Annotated in this window: 14 protein-coding genes; 7 read left to right on the top strand and 7 right to left on the bottom strand. The window is 73.4% G+C overall.

All coding sequences use genetic code 11. The features are described from left to right. The first annotated feature begins 17 nt into the window (after nucleotides 1–17). Nucleotides 18–590, top strand: a complete 573-nt coding sequence (locus tag AC5WAM_RS24650; RefSeq protein WP_138960052.1) for a GNAT family N-acetyltransferase — start codon at nucleotides 18–20, stop codon at nucleotides 588–590. Between the two features lie 212 nt (nucleotides 591–802). Then, complete coding sequence (locus AC5WAM_RS24645) at nucleotides 803–2,005, top strand: winged helix-turn-helix domain-containing protein (RefSeq protein ID WP_495518827.1); 1,203 nt, start codon at nucleotides 803–805, stop codon at nucleotides 2,003–2,005. 93 nt (nucleotides 2,006–2,098) lie between these two features. On the opposite strand, the gene AC5WAM_RS24640 is transcribed toward AC5WAM_RS24645, so the two are convergent. From AC5WAM_RS24640 to mtnA, 7 genes are all read right to left on the bottom strand, one after another. Then, nucleotides 2,099–2,842, bottom strand: coding sequence for a response regulator (locus AC5WAM_RS24640; RefSeq protein ID WP_030686988.1), 744 nt, complete (start codon nucleotides 2,840–2,842; stop codon nucleotides 2,099–2,101). A 197-nt stretch (nucleotides 2,843–3,039) separates the two neighbouring features. Further along, a complete protein-coding gene (gene hpf, locus AC5WAM_RS24635) occupies nucleotides 3,040–3,732 on the bottom strand; it encodes a ribosome hibernation-promoting factor, HPF/YfiA family (RefSeq protein ID WP_374120635.1) in 693 nt (230 codons plus the stop codon). A gap of 315 nt (nucleotides 3,733–4,047) precedes the next feature. Then, nucleotides 4,048–4,947 (bottom strand): ComF family protein, encoded by a 900-nt coding sequence (locus tag AC5WAM_RS24630; protein ID WP_495518826.1) that lies wholly within the window; start codon nucleotides 4,945–4,947, stop codon nucleotides 4,048–4,050. A 184-nt stretch (nucleotides 4,948–5,131) separates the two neighbouring features. Continuing rightward, nucleotides 5,132–6,970, bottom strand: a complete 1,839-nt coding sequence (locus AC5WAM_RS24625) for an LpqB family beta-propeller domain-containing protein (protein WP_495518825.1) — start codon at nucleotides 6,968–6,970, stop codon at nucleotides 5,132–5,134. After that, nucleotides 6,960–9,125, bottom strand: coding sequence for an MtrAB system histidine kinase MtrB (mtrB, locus tag AC5WAM_RS24620; RefSeq protein WP_495518824.1), 2,166 nt, complete (start codon nucleotides 9,123–9,125; stop codon nucleotides 6,960–6,962). The genes AC5WAM_RS24625 and mtrB overlap by 11 nt, the downstream gene beginning before the upstream one ends. Before the next feature lies 1 nt (nucleotide 9,126). After that, entirely contained in the window at nucleotides 9,127–9,816 is a 690-nt protein-coding gene (mtrA, locus tag AC5WAM_RS24615; RefSeq protein ID WP_189176211.1) for a two-component system response regulator MtrA, read from the bottom strand. A 4-nt stretch (nucleotides 9,817–9,820) separates the two neighbouring features. Then, complete coding sequence (gene mtnA, locus AC5WAM_RS24610) at nucleotides 9,821–10,951, bottom strand: S-methyl-5-thioribose-1-phosphate isomerase (RefSeq protein WP_495523648.1); 1,131 nt, start codon at nucleotides 10,949–10,951, stop codon at nucleotides 9,821–9,823. Between the two features lie 353 nt (nucleotides 10,952–11,304). Between mtnA and AC5WAM_RS24605 the strand changes: the two genes are divergently transcribed. Genes AC5WAM_RS24605 through AC5WAM_RS24585 form a run of 5 tightly spaced genes read left to right on the top strand, consistent with a single transcriptional unit; the run spans nucleotide 11,305 to nucleotide 16,996 of the window. Beyond that, nucleotides 11,305–12,621 carry a glycerophosphoryl diester phosphodiesterase membrane domain-containing protein gene (locus AC5WAM_RS24605; protein ID WP_366795734.1) on the top strand — a complete coding sequence of 439 codons (1,317 nt, stop codon included), beginning with the start codon at nucleotides 11,305–11,307 and terminating at the stop codon, nucleotides 12,619–12,621. A gap of 4 nt (nucleotides 12,622–12,625) precedes the next feature. Next, nucleotides 12,626–13,405: a DUF4129 domain-containing protein gene (locus AC5WAM_RS24600; protein WP_495518823.1), complete on the top strand. Its 780-nt coding sequence runs from the start codon at nucleotides 12,626–12,628 to the stop codon at nucleotides 13,403–13,405. Next, on the top strand, nucleotides 13,402–14,706 hold the full coding sequence (locus AC5WAM_RS24595; RefSeq protein ID WP_495518822.1) for a DUF4350 domain-containing protein: 1,305 nt from the start codon (nucleotides 13,402–13,404) through the stop codon (nucleotides 14,704–14,706). The genes AC5WAM_RS24600 and AC5WAM_RS24595 overlap by 4 nt, the downstream gene beginning before the upstream one ends. Then, complete coding sequence (locus tag AC5WAM_RS24590; protein WP_495518821.1) at nucleotides 14,706–15,686, top strand: AAA family ATPase; 981 nt, start codon at nucleotides 14,706–14,708, stop codon at nucleotides 15,684–15,686. The genes AC5WAM_RS24595 and AC5WAM_RS24590 overlap by 1 nt, the downstream gene beginning before the upstream one ends. Continuing rightward, nucleotides 15,686–16,996, top strand: coding sequence for a DUF58 domain-containing protein (locus AC5WAM_RS24585; RefSeq protein WP_366795737.1), 1,311 nt, complete (start codon nucleotides 15,686–15,688; stop codon nucleotides 16,994–16,996). Before AC5WAM_RS24590 ends, AC5WAM_RS24585 begins: the two co-directional genes overlap by 1 nt. The last annotated feature ends 2 nt before the right edge of the window (nucleotides 16,997–16,998 follow it).

The following is a 16,998-nucleotide window of genomic DNA, read 5'->3' as shown; positions in this document are numbered from 1 at the left end:
CCGCGCAGAATCGGCCGATGGAGCCCGTCACCCTCACCACCGAACGCCTGCTGCTGCGCACCTTCACGTCCGCCGACACGGACGAGGTGTACGCGGCGTGCCAGGACCCCGACATCCAGCGCTGGACGACCATCCCGTCGCCCTACGCGCGCGTGGACGCCGAGGGCTTCACCGGTCGCATGGTCCCCGACGGCTGGCGCCACGACATCGAGTACACCTTCTCCGTGCGCCCCCGTGCGGGCGGGCCCCTCCTGGCCGCGACGAGCCTGCACCACCCGCGCGCGGGCAGCTGGGAGATCGGCTTCTGGACCGCCAAGGAGCACCGGGGCCACGGCTACATGACGGAGACCGTCCAGGCGATGGCCCACTGGGCGTTCACCCGCCTCGGCTGCACGCGCCTGGAATGGCGCGCCGAAGTGGGCAACGAGGGCTCCCGCGCGGTGGCCGAGAAGTCGGGCTTCACCATCGAGGGCACCCTCCGCGCGGCCCTGCCCAACAAGAACACCCTCCGCGACTGCTGGATCGGCGCCCTCCTGCCCACGGACATCGGCTTGCCGTCCCAGCAGCAGTACCTGCCGACGGCGAACTGAGCGACGAGCGCGCAGCGGACCTTCAAGCCCGTCCGGCGTTTGAGGACGAGGCGCGGAGCGCCGACAACGGGGGGTCCCGGGGGGGAGCCCCCTGGTTTCGGGAAGGGGCGGCCTGGGGCGCACCCGCGAGGGCAGCCCGCGCTCGCGGGCACCCCGTCCGCGAAGGCCCACCCGGGGCCCCGCTGTCAGACCCTCCCCCTATCGTTCCGACCATGACCGAGCCCACCCGCACCCCGCCCCCCGAGGCCACCCTCACCGCCGACGAAGCCCGCCGCCTCGCCCTCCGGGCCCAGGGCTTCCTCGGCGCCCCCGACCGCAAGGCAGGCGTCCGCGGCGTCCTCCGCCACCTGGGCGCGGTGCAGCTGGACACGATCTCGGTCCTGGCCCGCTCCCACGAGCTGATCCCGTACGCGCGCCTGGGCGCGGTGGGCCGCAAGCAGGTCGAGTCGGCGTACTGGGGCCGCGCGTCCCCCGGCGCGCCCGCGGGCAGGCCCCACGCCTTCGAGTACTGGTCGCACGCCGCCTGCGTCCTGCCCATCGAGGAGTGGCCCCACTTCGCCTTCCGCCGCCGCGCCTACCGCGCCCGGCCGCACTGGCACCACGACCTCCCGGACGGCGCGTACGACCAGGTCATCAAGCAGCTCCGCGCCGAAGGCCCGCTCACGGCCACCGAGTTGGGCGGCGCGAAGAACAAGGGCGAGTGGTGGGACTGGTCCGACTCCAAGATCGCGGTGGAGCGCGCGCTGATGTACGGCGAGGTGGTGTGCGTGGAGCGCCGCAGCTGGAAGCGGGTGTACGACCTGGCCGAGCGCGCCGTCCCCGACGACCTGCTCCACGACGACCTGGACGACCGGGAGTGCGTGCGCCGTCTGGTCCGCCTGGCGGGCCAGGCCCTCGGCGTGGGCACGCGCGCGGACATCGCGGACTACCACCGCCTCAAGGGCGAGCAGTTCGACGCGGTCGTGGCGGACTCCGGCCTGGTGCCGGTGGCGGTCGAGGGCTGGGACAAGCCCGCCTGGGCGGACCCCGAGGCCCTCGCGACGCCTCCGCGCGGCCGCCACCGCACCACGCTCCTTTCGCCCTTCGACTCCCTGATCTGGGAGCGGGCCCGGACGGAGCGGATCTTCGGCTTCACCCACCGCCTGGAGGCGTACGTCCCGAAGCCGAAGCGGATCCACGGCTATTTCGCGATGCCGGTCCTCGCGGGCGGCCGTCTGGTCGGCCGGGTGGACCCGGCGCGCGAGGGCGGCACGCTGGTCGCCAAGCAGGTGTCCCTGGAGGGCCCCAAGGCGGTTCCTGCCGTCGCCCAGGCGCTCCTGGAGGCGGCGGAGTGGGTGGGCTGCGACGCGGTGCGCGTGGAGCGCGTGGCGGACCGCCCCGAGCTGACGGCCGACCTGGTCCGCGCCCTGGGCTGACGCCCGCCCGGCCCGCCCCGGCCACGGCCCGCCGGGCGGCCACCGGGGCCGGGCCGGTCACCGGCACCGGGCGGGTCGGTGGCGCCCGGCAGGTCAGCGGATTTCGAGGATCTTCTCCCGCATCGCGTACACCACGGCTTCCATCCGGGAGTGCAGCTGAAGCTTCTCCAGAATGTTGCGCACGTGGTTCTTCACGGTGTTCTCGGAGATGAACAGCTCCTTGGCGATGTCCCGGTTGTTCATGCCCGTGGCCACCAGCTTGAGGACCTCCAGCTCCCGGTCGGTGAGCCGGGGCGCGGGCACGAGCCGTCGCTCGTCCGTGCGCTGGATCATCGACTTGAACTCCGTGAGCAGCTTCGACGCCATCGACGGGCTGATCTGCGACTGCCCGTCGGCCACCGCCCGGATCGCCGTGGCGACCTCGTCGGTGGAGATCTCCTTGAGCAGATAGCCGGTGGCGCCCGCCTTGATCGCGTCGTAGAGGTCGGCCTCCTCGTCGCTGATCGTCAGCATGATGATCTTGGCGCTGGGGGCCACCTCCTTGATGGAGGTACAGGCCTCGATGCCGCCGCGCTTGGGCATGCGCACATCCATGAGCACGATGTCCGGCAGCAGGTCCGCGGCCTTGTCCACCGCCTCCGCGCCGTCACCGGCCTCCCCGACCACCTGGATGTCCTCCTCGGCGGCGAGGACGATCTCCAGGCCGCGGCGGAAGAGCGCGTGGTCGTCCACCACGAGGACCCGGATGGGCTCCTTGCGCGGGGCGCCCGCGTCCGTGCCGATGCCGATGCCGTCCCCGGCATCCTCGTTCCGCATCGGTCCGAAGCTGTCCGCCATCGTTCCTCCCCCTGAAGGCCAGGGCCAGTGTCTTGCCTTGGCTGCACCAACCCTAGGCAGGGTCAAGCGGGTTGGGCTGTCGGGCCCATGATTCCATGCCCGGCGGCCGAGCCGTGCGCGCAGTGGGCGCACGGGGGTGCCCCTGGGGGCGCACACGCGCTCCAGGGGCACCTGCCTACGCGCTCCGCAAGGGGGCGTCAGCCGCCGAGGGCGCTGCCTCCGCCGGCCGACTGCGGCTGGGTGACCATGGGGTCCGCGTTGAGGTGGATCACTCCGTAGTCGTAGGCGTGCCGCCGGTAGACGACGCTCGGTTCCTTGGTCTCGGAGTCGATGAACAGGTAGAAGTCGTGGCCGACCAGTTCCATCTCGTAGAGCGCCTGGTCGAGTGACATGGGGGCTGCGACGTGCGTCTTCTCGCGGACCACGAGGGGGCCTTCGCCCTGGATCTCCAGCGAGCCGATCCTGGTGGTCGGCACGCCGTCGGGCTCTTCGTCGTGGGCCACGGTGCCGTCCCCGTTGAGATGCGCCGCGTCCGGCACGCGGCTGGCGACCTCGGCGGCGGTGAGCCTGCCGGTGCCACGCCTGTTGTGCCGCTTCTCGTGCTGCTTGCGCAGCCGGGCTTCGAGCTTGGCGGTCGCCAGGTCGAGTGCCGCGTACGGATCCGATGCCGAGGCCTCGGCCCGGATCACGGGTCCGCGCCCGCGGACGGTGATCTCCACACGGTCGGAACGGTCGGCCTGACGCGGGTTGGTTTCCTTGGACACCTCGACGTCGAGGCTGATCACCTTGCCGTCGAGCTTCTGGATCTTGTCCAGCTTCAGCTTCTCGGCCACGTGCTTGCGGAACCGCTCGGGCACCTCGGTCTTGCGGCCCTTGACGACGATGTCCACGCAGAACTCCGTTCCCGGATCGCTCCGCCACCTCGGCGGGGCTTCTCCCTTTTGCACCAGACCCCGGGCGCTCCCGGAGCCTCGGACTCGGTGACTTCCACCTCCTCCTCCCCCGTGGGCAAGATCTCCACCCACCGGCCCCGGGTGATTGCGGAAAACCCATGGACCGGCATTCCGATATGCGAGGAAGCGCTGTCCGCTGCTCCTCACAACCGAACATATCTCGCCCGGACGGATGTCGTCACCCTCTACTGCGGCGTACCTCCATTCGGGCGTCTTGGCCCTCTCACTACCTGCAACGATGAAAGTTCTCCGTCAGTTCCGGTTTATTTCGAAGGAATCCGGTGAAGCCGCGACGACCGCCGCACTGAGTGCCTTTGCGGCCTCCTTTGCCTCGGCCACCAGGGCATTAGCGGACGTGCCCACGGCGCCGTTCTGCTTACCGCGGCTTGGCTGGTTCCCTATCTGGTTCTCCGCCCCGTCCCGTGCCCTGGGGCCGGTCCGGTGCGCTCGGTCATCTCCTTCCCCGGATGCGCCGTTCACTCCACCCAGCGCACGCGCTGCTTCCCTGAGGGAGGCGCCGGTCGTCATGAGGTCGTCCACCACGACGACGTGCCCCGCGCCCCGCAGCAGCGGCCCCGCACCGGCCACCACCCCGAGCGCGCCCGACAGATTCGCCCGCCGCTCGCGGGAGTTGAGGCCGGACTGGTCGGCGACCGGCCGCCGCTGCCGCAGCGCCCCGAGCACCCGCGCGGGCACCCCGTGGCGGCGCAGCTCACCCGCCGCGGCCAACGCGATCCGCCGCACGGGGTCGTGCCCCCGCGCCCGCACCGCGCGCCCGGCGGACGGCACCGGGACGAGCAGCACGGAGGCCGCACCGGCTCCCCCGGCGGCCGCACCGCGCGCTCCGACCGCGCCGCCATGCGCCAGCGAGGCCCGCACCGCGCCCGCGAGCGCCTCGCCGAGCGGCCCGACGAGCGCCAGCGCGCCCCTTTCCTTGTGTGCGAGCAGGACCGCCCGCACCGCTTCCTCGTACGCCGCCGCCGCGTGCACCACCGGAAGGCCCGGTGGCTCCGGCACCGGCCGCACCCTGCGCGGCGGGGCCCCGCACAGAGCGGTCCGGCACCGGGCGCACAGCGCCGCCCGAGGCGTCCCGCAGCCTCCGCACTCGGTCGGCAGCACCAGATCCGTGAGGTCCTGCCACCACCCCCGCATGCCCACCACTGTGCCAACGCGCGGGCCACCCTGCCACCCCTGTGGATAACCCCCTGTGGACAACGGTTCGCACCCCGACTGGGCTGCGCCAACGCGCCTCTGTACCGACTTTTGCGCGCCGGGCGACGCACCCGTACCGGAGGCGCTCCGAGGGGCGCTCCTGGGGCGCTGCGCCCCACGGGCGTCACCCGGGGTAGACCGGCCCCGTCCCGTCCTTGCCCACCGTCTGCCACTGCGCCCCCGACGGCAGCCGCACGATGCCGTCGTCGGAGTGCGCGAGCAGCGGCTGCGTCTCGTCCTCGGACGCGGCGATCTCCTGCACGCCGGTCAGGCCGGGCAGCGTCGTGCCCGCGCGCGCCGAGCCGTCGCACTGGACGTACCGCATCTGCTGCACGCCACCGGACTCGCGGCCGACCACCACGAGACGGCTCGGGCCCGCCCAGGACATGGCGGTGACCTCCTCCATCTGCGGGGCCGCCTCGCGCGGCTCCACGACGGAGATCTCCGGGCGCTCGCCCTTGCCGCCCGAGCGCTCGACCCGGCCGATGCGCAGCGACGTCTTGTCGCCCTTCTTCACGAGCAGCGCGATGCGCACGCCGTCGGCCGACACGCGGACCGCCTCGATGCGCCCGTCCAGGCCCGAGACGCCGACCTGCACCGGCTCGCCCGTGCCCTGGTCGAGCCAGAGCAGGCGCGGCCGCTTCCGGTCGCGGTCGGCCACCCACAGGTCGCCCCGGCCGTCCCAGCTGGGCGTGGACAGGCCCTGGTCCGGCGTCTTGCCCCGCGAGCGCAGCTCGGGACCGCCGAGCGCACCGCCGACCAGGGACGCCGTGTACAGCCGGTGCCCATCGGCCGACACCCCGGCCGCGCGCACCTCGTTGCGCGACACCGCGACCGACTGCAGCTCCTCCTCCGGCTGGCCGAACGGCCCGGACACCGGCTCGGGCTTGGCGTTGCTCCCCGCGTTGCCCGGCATCCGCACCAGGCGCCGCTTGTCGTCGACGAAGTACTGGTAGGACGGGCGGTTCGTGCTGCGCGGCGACGCGACCGTTTCGGCGCGGTCCTTGCCGAGCACGCACAGCTGCGAGCCGCCCTCGCGCTGGAGCTCCACCTGCTCCACTCCGGAGGACGCCAAGTCCTGGAGGGTGAAGAGCAGTTGCGCGGCCATCTCGGTGCACCGCTCCTGGCCGACCCGGCCGCCGCGCCCGCTCAGGGGCACGACCAGCTTGTTCTTGTCGTCGGGTGCCAGCGACTTGGCGTCGGGCGCGAGCCTCGTCCCGGTGTCGAACCGCGAGTTGACCACCGGTTCGAGCCAGTGCGTCGGCCCGTCCAGAAGCGACTTCACCGTCTCCGTCAGCGGGTCGATGCGCTGCCGTACGTAGATGGGATCGGCGACGAGCGCCTTGGGGCCGCCTCCGCGGCTGCCCGCCCCGGGCTCGGCGAAGTAGTACTTGTTGACCGCTTCGTAGTTGCGCTCGAAGTCCGATTCGCCGAGCACGATGCCCTTGGGCAGCCGGTCGATGCGCCACGCCCGGCCGTTCTGCCCGCTCTGCTGCGACAGGTGCACGGTCTGCGCGTACGACTTCTCGTCGGGCACGTACGCGTGCTGCTTGTTCACCGTCGCGACCTGGCGTCCTGTCAGCGAGTACGTGCGGCCGCCGCCGCTGTCGTTGCCCAGGTTGTCCGCGACCGTGTTCGGGCCGTCCGCGAGGACCGTGGTGGAGTGCTCCGGGTCCCACGCCGCGGACGCTTCCTTCGTGAGGTACTTGCGGGCGATCGTGAAGTCCGGGTCGTCGCTGGTCAGGGCCTCCAGGAAGCCCTGGACGATGTCCACGGCCCGCGCGTTCTCGGACGGCGGGATCGCGTACACGCGCACCTGGGACTGCGAGTCCGGGCGCTGTGACGCGTCGACCTTCTTCAGATTGCCCTCGTCGGGCATGGACGCGCACCCGGCGAGCAGCACCGCGCCCGCGGTGAGCGCGACCCCGGCCCGCAGCCGCCGCCCGTTCCCCTCAACGCGCACGCGAGGCTCCCTCTTCCTCGTCGGCACCAGGGCCGCTCCTGCCCGCACCCGGCCCGCCGCCACTGCCCGCTCCCGGCCCGTCGTGGTGATCCGCCTTGTGGTCCGCCTCGTGGTCCGCTGTCGGTGCGTACCGGTCCGTTCCCGGCTCCGGTACGTCGCCGCGCGGCTCTCCGGTGCGCTCGTCTCCCGGCACCAGGGGCTGGCGGGGCACCACGCGCGCGCCGTTGCCCGGCAGGGCCGTCGGGTCCACGTCCAGGGCCGCCGCCTGGGCGAGCCGGGGCGCGATCGGGGCCTTCGCGGGCACGGGCGGCGGCTGGTCCTGCGGCTGGTGCGGCACGGTGGCCCGCTTGCCGCCGCCCCCGCGCGGGAGGCCGGCGGCGTCCCGGTCGCGGTGGCGTCGCGAGTCGTCGGGTTCGAGGGGTATCGGCGAGCCCCGCAGGACCTCGTCGGCCGTGCGCGGCAGCGTGAGCCGGAACTGCGAGCCGCCGCCCGGCTCCCCCCAGGCCTGCAGCCAGCCGCCGTGCAGACGCGCGTCCTCCAGGGCGATGGACAGGCCGAGGCCCGTACCGCCGGTGGTACGCGCGCGTGCCGGGTCGGCCCGCCAGAAGCGGCTGAAGACGCGGGTCGCCTCGCCGGGCTTGAGCCCGACCCCGTAGTCCCGCACCGCGACGGCGACCGCGCCGCCCGCCACCGCCAGCTTGACGATGACGTCCTGGCCCTCGCCGTGCTCCACGGCGTTGACCACGAGGTTCCTGAGCACCCGCTCCACGCGCCGCGCGTCGGCCTCCGCGACCACGGGCTGCTGGTCGCCGACGACCCGTATGCGGGTGCCCTTGCGCTCCGCGAGCGGTTCGGCGCCGCCCACCACCCGGCGGACCACCTCGCGCAGGTCTATCGGCTCGGCCTCCAGGGCCGCCGCGCCCGCGTCGAAGCGGCTGATCTCCAGGAGGTCGGCGAGCAGCGACTCGAAGCGGTCCAGCTGGTCGGCGAGCAGTTCCGCGGAGCGCGCCGTGACCGGGTCGAAGTCCACGCGCGCCTCATGGATGACGTCGGCCGCCATCCGCACGGTGGTCAGGGGCGTGCGCAGCTCGTGCGACACGTCCGACACGAACCGGCGCTGCATCCGCGACAGCTCCTCCAGCTGCTGGATCTTCAACTGGAGGTTCTGCGCCATCTTGTTGAAGGCCTCGCCGAGGCGCGCGATGTCGTCCTCTCCGGTGACCTTCATGCGCTCCTGGAGCCGCCCCGCGGACAGCCGCTCGGCGATCCCGGCCGCCATCCGTACGGGCGTGACGACCTGGCGCACGACCAGCCAGGCGATGGCACCGAGGAGCACCACCACGAACAGGCCCGCCGTCGCCAGCGTGCCGCGCACCAGCCGCATCGACTCCTCTTCCTGCGTCAGCGGGAAGAGGTAGTACAGCTGGTACGAGTCGCCGTTGAGGTCGCTGAGCTGCTTGCCGATCACCAGACCGGCCTGCGACGCGCGGTGGTCGATGAAGTTGATGCGGGTGTTGCTCTGGTAGGCGAGCGTGCCGTCGCCGACCTTGTCGCGCACCTCTTCGGGCACGCTCTGGATCGGGTCCACGCCTCCGGAGGCACGCGGTCCGCGCACGCTGCCGACGTCACCCGTATTGGAGCTCAACGTCACTACGTAGAACGCGTTCTGCCCGCCGCTGGCGAGTTGCTCGGCCAGCTCCGACATCCACACGGCGGCGTTCTGCGCGGTGGGGCCGTCGGCGCCGTCGCCCTGCGGGGAGGACGGGCGCGCGGAGTTGGCCTTCTCCTGGGCGACCTTGAAGCCGCCGTCGGCCTGGCTCTGGGAGGCGTTGACCTTCGCCTTGAGCAGGCCGTTGCTCACCGAGCTCATGACGACGAAGCCCAGCAGCAGGACCACGCCGAGCGACATCAGGAGGGTCGTGACGACGACCCGGAGCTGGATGTTGCGCCGCCACAGCCGCATCACGGGCAGCAGCGGACGGCGCACCCAGCGGGTGAAGAGCCGCAGCACGGGGCTGCCCTGCACTCCGCCCTGAAGCATCAGGCCGCTGTCGACGAGGGCCCCGAAGCGGGACCCTCGCCGTGGCGGCCGCACAGTCCGCCCCGGACGCGCTCCCGGGTCGCCGGGCGCCGGAGCGGAACTGTCCTTGGACACGTCAGCTCGGTCCGGCCTTGTAACCGACGCCACGGACGGTCACCACGATCTCCGGCCGCTCCGGGTCCCTCTCGACCTTGGAGCGCAGGCGCTGCACATGCACATTCACCAGGCGGGTGTCGGCGGCGTGGCGATAGCCCCACACCTGCTCGAGCAGCACCTCGCGCGTGAACACCTGCCACGGCTTGCGGGCCAGCGCCACCAGGAGGTCGAACTCCAGCGGCGTCAGCGCGATGGACTGCCCGTCCCGCTTCACGGAGTGCCCCGCGACATCGATGACCAGGTCACCGATGGCCAGCTGCTCCGGCGCGGGCTCCTCGGAGCGACGCAGGCGCGCCCGGATGCGGGCCACCAGCTCCTTGGGCTTGAACGGCTTGACGATGTAGTCATCGGCCCCGGACTCCAGGCCGACCACCACATCCACGGTGTCGCTCTTGGCCGTGAGCATGACGATCGGCACCCCGGACTCCGCCCTGATCAGACGGCACACCTCGATGCCGTCCCGACCGGGCAGCATCAGATCGAGGAGCACCAGATCCGGCTTGGCCTCCCGGAAAGCCGCCAACGCCTTGTCGCCATCCGCCACGAACGACGGCTCGAAACCCTCACCACGCAGCACAATCCCGAGCATCTCGGCCAGTGCGGTGTCGTCGTCGACGACAAGGACTCGTCCCTTCATGCCTGACATCATCCCATTAGCTAATCGTTACCTGGCGTGACCTGGCACACAGCTCGGCCAGGGCCTCCGCTGTGACCGGCGACACGACACCTTCCTCCGTGACGATGGCCGTCACCAACTCGGGGGGCGTCACGTCGAAGGCCGGGTTGTACGCCTGCGTCCCCAGCGGCGCCACCGGAATTCCGCCTCCCCCTTCCGCTCCCGACCCCGCGACGAAGGGGCCCGTGACCTCCGTCACCTCTTGGGAGGCCCGCTGCTCGACCTCGATGGAGGCGCCGTCCGGGGTCTCCGGGTCCACGGTCGTCACCGGCGCCACCACCACGAACGGCACGTGGTGATAGCGGGCGAGGACCGCGAGCGGATAGCTCCCCACCTTGTTGGCCACCGAACCGTCGGCCGCGATCCGGTCGGCGCCGATCAGCACCGCGTCGACCTCACCGGCCGCGAACAGCGATCCCGCCGCGTTGTCCGTGAGCAGGGTGTACGGCATGCCGTTGCGCGCCGCCTCGTACGCCGTGAGCCGGGCGCCCTGGAGCAGCGGCCGCGTCTCGTCGACCCACAGCCTGCGCAGCCGGCCCTCGCGATGTGCCGCGAGCGCCACCGCGAACGCCGTGCCCTCGCCGCCGGAGACCAGCGCCCCGGTGTTGCAGTGCGTGAGGACGCGGTGCCCGCCGCCGGGCAGCAGCTCGTCGAGCAGCGCCAGGCCGTGCACCGCCATCCGCGCGCTGGCCTCGGCGTCCTCCTGGTGCAGCGCCCGCGCGGCGGCCAGGGCGGCACTCGCCGCGCCCCGCTCGTCCGCGCCACCGGCGACCGCGCCGCGGTACGCCGCCTGGGCCCTGCGCACGCCGTACGCGAGGTTCACGGCGGTGGGCCGCGCGGCCGCGAGGGCCTCGGCCGCCTCGTCCACGTCGAAGCCGCGGGCCGCGGCCAGCGCGACGCCGTACGCCCCGGCGATGCCGAGCACCGGAGCCCCGCGCACGGCGAGCGTCCGGATCGCCTGCACCAGAGCGGGCGCGTCCGTGCACACCAGCTCCGTCTCCTCGCCCGGCAGCCTGGTCTGGTCGAGGAGGACGAGAACGGGCCCCTCGGGTGGCTCGTCCCACCGGATCGTGGGAATCGCGGACGTCGCGGGCACCGCAGAGGCCATGGAAGCCTCTGGGGTCTCTGGGGGCTCAGGGATCGCGGAGGCCGCGGTGGTGCCGGAGGAACCGGTGGTGTCGGAGGGGCCGGGCGTGCCGGGCGCACCTGAGCCGCCGGGCGTCCCCGGGTCGCCGCCGGAAGTCGCCGAGGGCGGTGTCGGCCGTACGTCCTCGCCGGATTGCGCGTACTGATCAGCCATCCGCCCAGTCTGCCCGCTACCCGTCGGACAATAGAAGGTGTGCAGCCCGGCCAGCACCCGGTCTCCGGACCCCCGTGCCTGGTCCCCGGGCCACCGCCCCGTGGCACGATGGCAGGCAACCTGCCGCCGCGACCGCGGACGGGCACTGTGAAGGAGCGACGATGAACGACACTCCGGGCTGGGCCTCGCCCGGATCCGCCCCCTCCGACGGCCACGACTCCGGCGAACAGGGGCCCGAGGCCCCCCAGGACCAGCCGAGCGGCCCGTCCTCGAAGTGGTCGAAGGAACAGCCGCCGCCCGCCCAGTGGTCCGCGCCCGGCCCGGCCCAGACCCCGCCCCCGCCCGCTCCTCCCGGCCAGGGCTGGGGCGGCGGCCAGGGCTGGGGCAACGGCCCCACCGGCGGCCCGGGAGGCGGCCAAGGAGGCCAAGGCGGACCCGGCGGCCCCTACCGCGGCTGGGGCGCCTGGCAGGGCCCGCCCGCCGCCGCCAAGCCCGGTGTCATCCCGCTCCGCCCGCTCGCCGTCGGCGAGATCCTGGACGGCGCGGTCTCCACGATGCGCACGTACTGGCGCACGGTCCTCGGCATCTCGCTGACCGTCGCCGTCGTCACCGAGCTCGTCGTCGTCCTTCTCCAGGGGCTCTTCCTCAACGACTCCGCCGACACCGACGCCCTGGACGACCCGAGCGCGACCGTCGGCGAGGTGACCCGCGCCCTCGGCGCCACGCTCGTGGGCAGCGGCGTCGTCCTGGTCATCACCCTGCTCGGCACGATCGTGGCGACCGCCCTGCTCACCATGGTCACCAGCCGCGCCGTGCTCGGCAGGTCCGTGACCACGGCGGAGGCCTGGCGGGACTCCCGCCCGATGCTGCCCAAGCTGCTCGGCCTCACCCTGCTCCTTCCGCTCATCGCGGTGGGCATCGTCGCGGTCGGCACCCTGCCCGGCGTGCTGATCGCCGCCTTCGGGGCCGGTGACGCCGGTGTCACCCTCGCGATCCTCGGCGGCCTCGCGGCCGGCCTCGTCGCCATCTGGCTGGTGGTCCGCCTCTCGCTCTCCTCTCCCGCCCTGATGCTGGAGAAGCAGGGCGTGAAGAAGTCGATGAGCCGGTCCGCGAAGCTGGTCGACCGCTCCTGGTGGCGGGTCTTCGGCATCCAGCTGCTCGCCGCCGTCATCGCGAACGTCATCTCGTCGATCATCGTCATCCCGTTCACCGTCATCGCCGGCGCGCTCAGCGGCGACAGCGTCTCCAACCTCCTGGACAGCGGTACCGGCGACGTCGGCTGGACCTTCCTGATCGTCAGCGGCATCGGGCAGGTCATCGGCTCCATGCTCACGTTCCCGATCACCGCGGGCGTCACCGTGCTCCTCTACATCGACCAGCGGATCCGCCGTGAGGCCCTCGACCTGGAGCTGGCCCGCGCGGCCGGCGTCCCGGGCCACGGCGACTCCGACACGCCCGGCAGCACCCCGGGGAGCTGATGCGGTGACCCTGGCGGGGGCAGTACTCAACAGGCTCGGCACGGCCGTCCCGTCGTCGCTCCCCGGCTTCGGGACACCGTCGCCGCGCAGCGGCCTCAGGACGGCCCTGTCGCTGCCGCGCACCGGCGACGAACCCCCGGTGACGATCCCGCGCGACCCCGCGCGGGAGGCGGCCGAGAAGGAGCTGTCCAAGCCCGCGTACCACGAGAACGACCCGAGCCTCCTCCAGCGCGCCCTGAACCGCTTCTGGGAGTGGGCGGGCGACCTCCTGAACGCCGCCTCCGGGGCGGCTCCGGGCGGAGGGCTCGGCCTGGTCGTCATCGTGCTCGCCGTGGTCGCCGTGGTCGCGGCCCTGTGGTGGCGCCTCGGCACGCCCCGCCGGGCCCCCGCCACCTCGGCCGCCCTCTTCGACGACCGCCCCCGCAGCGCCGCCGAACACCGCGCGACCGCCGAGGCGCACGCCGCCCAGGGCCACTGGAACCAGGCCGTCCAGGAGCGGATGCGCGCCGTCGTCCGCTCCCTGGAGGAGCGCGCCCTGCTCGACCCGCGCCCCGGCCGCACGGCGGACGAGGCCGCCGCCGAGGCCGGCCGCACCCTGCCCGCGCACGCCGCCGAGCTGCGCGCCGCGGCCCGGGAGTTCGACGACGTCACGTACGGCGGCCGCAGCGCCGACGCGCCCGCGTACCGGCGCATCGCCCAGCTCGACCAGACCCTGGAGCGCGCCAAGCCGGTGCTCACCACCGCCGGCGCGTCCCCCACCAGCTCCCCCGGAGCCGACGGATGACCGGCCCCACCCCCCGCGCGGACGCACCGGGCACCGCCGCGAACACACCGGGCACTCCCGGAGGCACCCTGCCCCGGACAGCCGCCACGCCCGCCGAGACCGCGGCGGAAGCGCCCGCAGGGACGTCCCTCGCCGCCACCCCGCGCCAGCTCTGGCCCCGCACCCGGGGCATCGCCCTCGCGGTCGTCGTCCTCCTGGCCGCGGCCATCGCCATCGCCGTCGTCCGCTCCGGCGCCCAGCACGGGCGCCTGGACCCGCGCTCCGCCGACCCCTACGGCAGCCGCGCCGTCGCCGAACTCCTCGACGACCGGGGCGTGTCCACGCGCGTGGTCACCACCACCGAAGAAGCCCGGTCCGCCGCGGGCCCCGACACCACGCTCCTCGTGGCCACCCCGGACCTCCTCACCGAACGCCAGCAGTCCCGGCTGCACGCCGCCACCAAGGACTCCGGAGGCCGCACCGTCCTGGTCGCCCCCAACACCCTGTCGGTCTCGACCCTCGCCCCCGGGGTCACCGCGGACTCCGCCCGCAGCCTCGACTCGACGCTGTCCCCCGGCTGCTCCCTGCCCGCCGCCCGCCGCGCGGGCACCGCCGACGTCGGCGGCAACCGCTACGAGACGCTCGTCCCGGACGCCGATTCCTGTTACTCCAGCGACGGCCTGCCCAGCCTTCTGCGGCTGCCCGCCACGGCGGCCTCCGGGGACGCGCAGGGCGACACCGTCGTCCTCGGCGCCCCCGACATCCTCTACAACGACCGCCTCGACGAGCACGGCAACGCCTCGCTCGCCCTGCAACTCCTCGGTTCCCGCCCCCACCTGGTCTGGTACCTCCCCTCGCTCGCCGACGACGCCGTCGACGACAGCGCCGACGAGGACTTCTTCGACCTGATCCCCTCCGGCTGGCTCTGGGGCACCCTTCAGCTCGCCGTCGCCGCCGTGCTCGCCGCCCTCTGGCGCGCCCGCCGCCTCGGCCCGCTCGTCCCCGAGAAGCTCCCCGTCGCGATCCGCGCCTCCGAAGCCGTCGAAGGCCGCGCCCGCCTCTACCGCAAGGCCGACGCCCGCGACCGCGCCGCCACGGCTCTTCGCTCGGCCACCCGCACCCGCCTCGCCCCCCTCGTCGGCGTCCCCACCACCCGGGCCCACTCGCCCGAGGCGCTCCTCGCCGCCCTGACGAGCCGCCTGCGCACGCCCGGCCGGGACCTGCACCCCCTTCTCTTCGGCCCGCCGCCCGGCGACGACGCAGGGCTCATCGCCCTCGCCGACCAACTCGACGCCCTCGAAAGTGAGGTACGTACTTCATGATGGACCCGACCACTGACAACGCCGGGAGCTCCGACCGCGCCCGCTCCTCCCTGGAGGCCCTGCGCACGGAGATCTCCAAGGCCGTGGTCGGCCAGGACCCCGCCGTCACCGGCCTCGTCGTGGCCCTTCTCTGCCGTGGCCACGTCCTGCTCGAAGGCGTCCCCGGCGTCGCGAAGACGCTGCTCGTGCGCGCCCTCGCCGCTTCCCTGGAACTCGACACCAAGCGCGTCCAGTTCACCCCCGACCTGATGCCGAGCGACGTCACGGGCTCCCTCGTCTACGACGCCCGCAGCACGGAGTTCTCCTTCCAGCCGGGCCCGGTCTTCACCAACCTCCTGCTCGCCGACGAGATCAACCGCACCCCGCCCAAGACGCAGTCCTCCCTCCTCGAAGCGATGGAGGAGCGCCAGGTCACCGTCGACGGCACCCCTCGCCTCCTGCCCGACCCGTTCCTCGTGGCCGCCACGCAGAACCCCGTCGAGTACGAGGGCACGTACCCCCTGCCCGAGGCCCAGCTGGACCGTTTCCTCCTCAAGCTGACGGTGCCCCTGCCCGCCCGCGAGGACGAGATCGCCGTGCTGCAGCGCCACGCGGAAGGCTTCAATCCGCGCGACCTGCGCGCCGCGGGCGTGCGCCCCGTCGCGACCGCGGCCGACCTCGAAGCCGCCCGCTCCGCCGTCGCCAAGACAGCGGTCTCCCCCGAAATCGCCGCCTACGTAGTCGACGTCTGCCGTGCGACCCGCGAATCGCCGTCCCTTACGCTCGGCGTGTCACCGCGCGGTGCGACCGCCCTGCTGTCGACGGCCCGCGCGTGGGCCTGGCTGACAGGCCGCGACTACGTCACCCCTGACGACGTGAAGGCGCTCGCCCTGCCCACGCTCCGCCACCGCGTCCAGCTGCGCCCCGAGGCCGAGATGGAAGGCGTGACGGCCGACTCCGTCATCACCGCGATCCTCAACCACGTTCCGGTGCCCCGCTGATGGCCCCCACCGGCCGCGCCGCCCTCCTGGCGGCGCTCGGCACCCTCCCCGTCGGCCTGCTGGAACCCGGCTGGACCGGCATCCTGGCCGTCAACGCCCCGCTGGCCCTGGCGTGCGCCTGCGACTACGCGCTGGCCGCACCCGTCCGCCGGCTCGGCCTGACCCGCTCCGGCGACACCACCGTGCGCCTCGGCGAGCCCGTGGACGTCGAGCTCACCGTCACCAACCCCACCAAGCGCCCCTTGCGTGCCGAAGTCCGCGACGCCTGGCCGCCCAGCAGTTGGCAGCCCGGAACCGAAGTCGCCGCCTCCCGGCACCGGTTGGACGTCCCTTCCGGAGAGCGCCGCCGTCTCACCACGCGCTTGCGCCCCACTCGCCGCGGCGATCACCGCGCGGACCGCGTCACGATCCGCTCGTACGGCCCACTGGGGCTGTTCACCCGCCAGGGGGGCCACCGCGTCCCCTGGGTCCTGCGCGTCCTGCCGCCCTTCGCGAGCCGCAAGCATCTGCCGTCCAAGCTGGCCCGCCTGCGCGAACTCGACGGCCGCACCAGCGTGCTGATCCGCGGTCAGGGGACCGAGTTCGACAGCCTCCGCGAGTACGTTCCCGGGGACGACACCCGCTCCATCGACTGGCGCGCCACCGCCCGCCAGTCGGCGGTGGCGGTCCGCACCTGGCGCCCGGAGCGCGACCGGCACATCCTGTTGGTCCTCGACACGGGCCGCACCTCCGCGGGCCGCGTCGGCGACGCTCCTCGCCTCGATGCGTCCATGGACGCCGCGCTCCTCCTGGCAGCGCTCGCATCCCGTGCGGGCGACCGTGTCGACCTCCTCGCCTACGACCGTCGCGTACGCGCCCTGGTCCAGGGCAAGGCAGCGGGCGATGTCCTTCCTTCTCTCGTGAACGCCTTGGCCGCGCTGGAACCGGAGCTCGTCGAGACGGACGCCCGCGGCCTCACCGCGACGGCTCTCCGCACGGCCCCCCGCAGTTCGTTGATCGTGCTGCTGACCAGCCTCGACACGGCCCCCATCGAGGAGGGCCTGCTGCCGGTGCTCCCCCGTCTCACCCAGCGCCACACGGTTCTCGTCGCATCCGTCGCGGACCCGCACATCGCCAAGATGGCCATGTCCCGGGGCACCGCGGAGGCGGTGTACGACGCCGCAGCCGCCGCTCAGTCCCAGGCGGAGCGGCAGCGGACCGTGGAACAGCTCACCCGCCATGGCGTCACGGTCGTGGACGCCACGCCTGACGCTCTGCCCCCGGCGCTGGCCGACGCCTATCTCTCCCTCAAGGCAGCGGGCCGCCTCTGAGG

The organism is Streptomyces sp. JLYT201, from assembly GCF_059448825.1.
The sequence above is the reverse complement of the archived record's forward strand: the minus strand, read 5'-3'. Positions and strand labels throughout refer to the sequence as shown.

What these genes read in the sequence shown, in the direction of transcription:
- mtrA (WP_189176211.1), bottom strand. Translation starts at nt 9,816, where the DNA reads ATGATGTCAGGCATGAAGGGACGAGTCCTTGTCGTCGACGACGACACC.
- AC5WAM_RS24630 (WP_495518826.1), bottom strand. Translation starts at nt 4,947, where the DNA reads ATGCGGGGGTGGTGGCAGGACCTCACGGATCTGGTGCTGCCGACCGAG.
- AC5WAM_RS24595 (WP_495518822.1), top strand. Translation starts at nt 13,402, where the DNA reads ATGACCGGCCCCACCCCCCGCGCGGACGCACCGGGCACCGCCGCGAAC.
- AC5WAM_RS24585 (WP_366795737.1), top strand. Translation starts at nt 15,686, where the DNA reads ATGGCCCCCACCGGCCGCGCCGCCCTCCTGGCGGCGCTCGGCACCCTC.
- AC5WAM_RS24645 (WP_495518827.1), top strand. Translation starts at nt 803, where the DNA reads ATGACCGAGCCCACCCGCACCCCGCCCCCCGAGGCCACCCTCACCGCC.
- mtnA (WP_495523648.1), bottom strand. Translation starts at nt 10,951, where the DNA reads ATGGCCTCTGCGGTGCCCGCGACGTCCGCGATTCCCACGATCCGGTGG.
- AC5WAM_RS24650 (WP_138960052.1), top strand. Translation starts at nt 18, where the DNA reads ATGGAGCCCGTCACCCTCACCACCGAACGCCTGCTGCTGCGCACCTTC.
- AC5WAM_RS24605 (WP_366795734.1), top strand. Translation starts at nt 11,305, where the DNA reads ATGAACGACACTCCGGGCTGGGCCTCGCCCGGATCCGCCCCCTCCGAC.
- AC5WAM_RS24590 (WP_495518821.1), top strand. Translation starts at nt 14,706, where the DNA reads ATGGACCCGACCACTGACAACGCCGGGAGCTCCGACCGCGCCCGCTCC.
- AC5WAM_RS24640 (WP_030686988.1), bottom strand. Translation starts at nt 2,842, where the DNA reads ATGGCGGACAGCTTCGGACCGATGCGGAACGAGGATGCCGGGGACGGC.